This is a genomic window from Streptomyces sp. WAC04114, assembly GCF_019733245.1.
Classification (GTDB): Bacteria; Actinomycetota; Actinomycetes; order Streptomycetales; family Streptomycetaceae; genus Streptomyces; species Streptomyces massasporeus_A.
Window position 1 is genome coordinate 1 of record NZ_JAIGQA010000312.1, and the last position, 4,512, is coordinate 4,512.

Consider the following 4,512-nt stretch of genomic DNA (forward strand, 5'->3'; position numbering starts at 1 on the left):
CCGCCGCCCGGTTCCCCCGTGGTGCCGCCGCCCTCTACCCCGGTTCCTACCCGGCCGCCGTGCACTGGTGGCTGGACAGCGCCGGACCCGCCACCGCCGAGGTCGCCCGGGTCCTCGCCGTGCTCGAAGAAGGGCAGGGCGGCGGCACCACGGGGGAACCGGGCGGCGGCACCACGCGTCCGGGCGGCGGCCCCGGCGGGGCCGGGCTGCTGGCCGAGGTCGCCGGGGCCGATCCGGCCCGGGTGGCGGGCTGGCTCACCGCGATGACCGGGCTCGGCGTCCTGCGCCCTGGCCCCGACGGGCACCCCCGCTACGCCCATCCGCTGCTGCGGGACGCCGTCCTCACCGGCGTCCCCGACACCCGGCGGCGCGCGGTGCACCGGGCCGCCGCCGAGGCGATGCTGCACCGCGGAGCCCCCACCGGGACGGTGGCCGGGCACCTGCTGCTGTCCGGCCCCGTGGGCGCCCCCTGGGCCCCGGCCGTGCTGCGCGACGCCACCGCCCTCGCCCTGCGCGACGGCCGCTCCGACCAGGCCGTCGTGTTCCTGCGCAGGGCACTGGAGGAGCCGCTCCCGGAGGACCACCGGCAGCGGATCCTGACCGAGCTCGGGTCCCTGGAGTGCGCGGGGCGGGACTCCTCGGCCGGGATGAGCCGGCTCACCGAGGCACTTCGACTGCACGGCACGCCGCAGGACCGGGTGCGGGCCGCCGTCGCCCTCGGCACCGCACTGGCCGGACGCGGCCGGACCCGGGCCGCCGTCGAGGTGCTGCGCACGATGGACGGCCAGCTCTCCGGGCACCCCGACCTGGGCGCCACGCTCCAGACCGCGTCCGCCCTGCTGTCCGACCAGGACCAGACGGTCCGCCAGGACGTGTACCGCTGCCTGACCGACACCGCCGAACACTCCCCGGAGCTCGTCGGCCCGGCCGCCCGGGCGCTGCTCGTGCGGTACGCGGCCACGGCCGCACTGACCTCGGCGGACGACGCGATGCGGCAGGTGCGGGCGCTGCTCGCCGAGCCGGCCCACCCGCTGACCGAGCCGTTCCTGCTGGGCACGGCCGCCGCGGTCGCCCAGTGGGCCGACGAACTCGACGAGGCCGACCGCCTCGTGGACCGCGGACTGGCCGGCCAGCGCCCCGACCTGCTGCACCCGATGCACGCCGCCCTGCTCAGCACCCGGGCCGACATCGCCGCCGCACGCGGCGAGTACGCGCTGTTGCCCGCCGAACGGCCCGCCCCCGCCCGCGGGCCCTCCAACGTCCACGCCACCACGCTGATCGCCCTCGTGGAGACCGGCCGCGCCGAGGAGGCCCGGCGCCTCGCGGACGGCTTCGACCTGCGCGAGGCGCCCGACAACTGGGAGCTGAACCGGTTCCTCTACGCGCGGGGCGTGCAGCGGGCCGCCGCGGGTGACACGGCCGGGGCGCTGGTCGACTTCCTGGAGTGCGGCCGCCGCCAGACGGCCCGCGACGTGGTCAGCCCGGTCGTCACCCCGTGGCGCTCCGCCGCCGCCGAGTGCCGCCTGGCCCTGGGCAGTCCCCGGGAGGCGCTCGCCCTGGCCGAGGAGGAGCTGCGCCTGGCCCGGGTGTGGAACACACCCCGTACGGTCGGCCGGTCCCTCAGGGTGCTCGGCACGGTCACCGGCGGCCGCCGGGGTCTGGCGCTGGCCGAGGAGGCCGTAGGAATCCTCACGGACGCGCCGGCCGCCGCGCAGGGGGAGCTGGCCGCCGCGCTGCTCGCGCAGGGCCGGCAGCTCACCGCCGCCGGGGAGCGCGCCCGGGCCCGGGAGTGCCTGCGAACGGCGGCCCGGAAGGCCGAACGCCTGGGCGCGGTCCGGTTGCGGACCCTCGCGGAGGCGGCCCTGCGCGAAGGCGGGGCCCGCCGCGCCGCCACCGTCCGCACCGGCTCCGGCTCCCTCACCGGAAGCGAGCTGCGCATCGCCCGCCTGGCCGCCGACGGCCGCACGAACGCGGAGATCGCCGGCCTCCTGCACCTCGCCCGGCGCACCGTCGAGACCCATCTGACCAGCACGTACAAGAAGCTGGGCATCCGGCGGCGGGCCGAGCTCGGGCAGGCACTGACCAGGGACTGACGGCCGCCGGAACAGGACGCGAGAGGCGCAGTCGAGCCGCCCGGTAGCAAGACAGCTGGGCTCGTCGCGGCACCGGCACGGACAGCGCGCCGGTGCCGCGGTACGTCACGCGCGCGACCCCGGCCGATCCGGCGAAGGCGCCGCAGCGCTCGCGCGTGCAGCGCACAGCACATCGACACGGTTCGTCGTGATCGAGTCCACACCCGCCTCCAGCAGCCGGCGCATGGAGCGGCGGGTGTCGGGGGTCCAGACGGACACCAGATACCCGTCGCGGTGCACGCGCTCGGCGAGGGGGCGGTCCACCAGGGAGAACCGGTAGTTGAGCCAGCGCGGGCGGACCGCCTCCAGCAGGACGGGCCGCGGCGGGGCCAGCGTCGTCCAGGTGAGGGCGATCTCGGCGCCCGGATCCACCGCCCGCACGGCGAGCATGGCGTCGGCGCCCGCGCAGTAGTACACGCGCTCCGCCGCCCCCGCCTCCTCCACCACGCCCATGATCCGGCGCACCGCCCGCACCTCGGGCGACCCGGGCAGGTCGATCATCAGCCGGTGCCCGTCGGTAGCGGCCAGTGCCTCGGCCAGGGCCGGCACCCCGCCGCCGGTCAGCCCGCGCACCTCCTCGAAGGACAGCGCGTTCACCGGCCGTTCGTGCTCCCATAGACGCTTCAGCGTCGCGTCGTGCAGCAGCACCGGCACGCCGTCCCGGGTGAGCCGTACGTCGATCTCCACCGCGTCCGCGCCCCGGCGCAGGGCGGAGCGCAGCGAGGCGACGGTGTTCTCACGAACGCGGTAGGGGTCGCCCCGGTGGGCCACCGCGACGGGAGCGGGCGTCACCGGGCGAGCCACTGGGCGGTGTAGGTGTCGATCTCGCCGGCGATCCGGGCCTTGCCCGCCGCGTCCAGGAAGGACGCCTCGACGGCGTTCTTCGCCAGCTCGGCCAGGCCCCGCTCGTCGAGGTCGAGCAGCCGGGCGGCCACCGCGTACTCGTTCTCCAGGGTCGTGCCGAACATGGGCGGGTCGTCGGAGTTGATGGTGACGAGGACCCCGGCCCGCACGAACTCCTTGATCGGGTGCTCGTCGAGGGTGCGGACCGCGCGGGTGGCGATGTTCGAGGTCGGGCACACCTCCAGTGCGATCCGGTGCTCGGCGAGGTGCGCGAGCAGCTTCGGGTCCTGCGCGGAGCTGGTGCCGTGCCCGATGCGCTCGGCCCGCAGGTGGGTCAGCGCGTCCCACACCGTCTGCGGGCCGGTCGTCTCCCCGGCATGCGGTACGGAGTGCAGCCCCGCGGCGATCGCCCGGTCGAAGTACGGCTTGAACTGCGGCCGCCCGACACCGATCTCGGGCCCGCCGAGACCGAAGGAGACCAGGCCCTCGGGGCGCAGCCGGTCGTCGGTGGCGAGCCGGGTCGTCTCCTCGGCGGCCTCCAGACCCGCCTCGCCGGGGATGTCGAAGCACCAGCGCAGCACGGTCCCGAAATCGGCCTCGGCGGCCTTGCGGGCGTCCTCGATCGCGTCCATGAAGGCCCGCTCGTCGATGCCGCGCCGGGTGGACGAGAAGGGCGTAATGGTCAGCTCGGCGTACCGCACCTGCTGCCGGGCCAGGTCCCGGGCCACCTCGTAGGTCAGCAGCCGTACGTCCTCCGGGGTGCGGATCAGGTCGACGACCGACAGGTACACGTCGATGAAGTGCGCGAAGTCGGTGAACGTGAAGTAGTCGACCAGCGCCTCGGGATCGGTCGGCACCTTCGAGTCGGGGTGCCGCGCGGCCAGCTCGGAGACGATCCGGGGGGAGGCGGATCCCACGTGGTGCACATGCAGTTCGGCCTTGGGCAGTCCGGCGATGAAGGCCTTCACGTCGCGTGGGGCGCGGGGGTCGACAAGATGCTCGGTCAAGGGTTCCTCCCCGGAACGGCGCCGCTGCCGGCGCGAGGCGGGCGGGGCGCGGGTGATCGGCTGATCGATTGACGCGAATTCATCGTATGCCGTGCGGTGCAGCGCCTTCCTGCAGTGCGCGGGACGGTACCGCCGTGCGGCGCCGCCCGCGTGGGCGCGACCGGCCCCCACGCACCCGCACTGTGGCACGCGCCGAACCGCCCCGTAGCATGACCACACGATCGACCCAGGGGGGAACAGGATGACGGACGCGACGCAGCCCGACGGAGGCGGAGGCGGAGGCGCCGGCCACGACCCGTGGGCACCCCCGCAGGACACGCCCTCGCTCGACAAGCACCAGCCGCCCACGGCGGGGCCGCCGTCCGTGCACGACCAGGCCACGGTCACCTCGATGCCGGGCTTCACCCCGCCCACCGGCACGCCCCAGTACGACCGCACCGGCACCGGCACCGGCACCGGCACCGGCACCGGCGCCGGTGCCGGTGCCGGTGCCGGTGCCGGTGCGGTCGTACTGGGGCGTGCCGGTGGGC

Annotated in this window: 3 protein-coding genes and 1 pseudogene; 2 read left to right on the plus strand and 2 right to left on the minus strand. The window is 76.0% G+C overall.

Annotated features, from left to right (window positions below):
• Positions 1–2,093: LuxR C-terminal-related transcriptional regulator (locus K4G64_RS38490; RefSeq protein WP_221760499.1), on the plus strand; the 2,093-nt coding region annotated here is incomplete at its 5' end.
• 105 nt (positions 2,094–2,198) lie between these two features.
• Here the strand turns inward: K4G64_RS38490 and K4G64_RS38495 are convergent.
• Together K4G64_RS38495 and K4G64_RS38500 are read right to left on the minus strand one after the other, a co-directional pair.
• Positions 2,199–2,924, minus strand: a complete 726-nt coding sequence (locus K4G64_RS38495; protein WP_308122607.1) for a glycerophosphodiester phosphodiesterase — start codon at positions 2,922–2,924, stop codon at positions 2,199–2,201.
• Positions 2,921–4,039 (minus strand): adenosine deaminase, encoded by a 1,119-nt coding sequence (locus K4G64_RS38500; protein WP_221760500.1) that lies wholly within the window; start codon positions 4,037–4,039, stop codon positions 2,921–2,923. The genes K4G64_RS38495 and K4G64_RS38500 overlap by 4 nt, the downstream gene beginning before the upstream one ends.
• A 184-nt stretch (positions 4,040–4,223) precedes the next feature.
• On the opposite strand from K4G64_RS38500, the pseudogene K4G64_RS38505 reads away from it, so the two are divergent.
• Positions 4,224–4,512: pseudogene (locus tag K4G64_RS38505) on the plus strand (DUF4190 domain-containing protein); the annotation flags it as partial.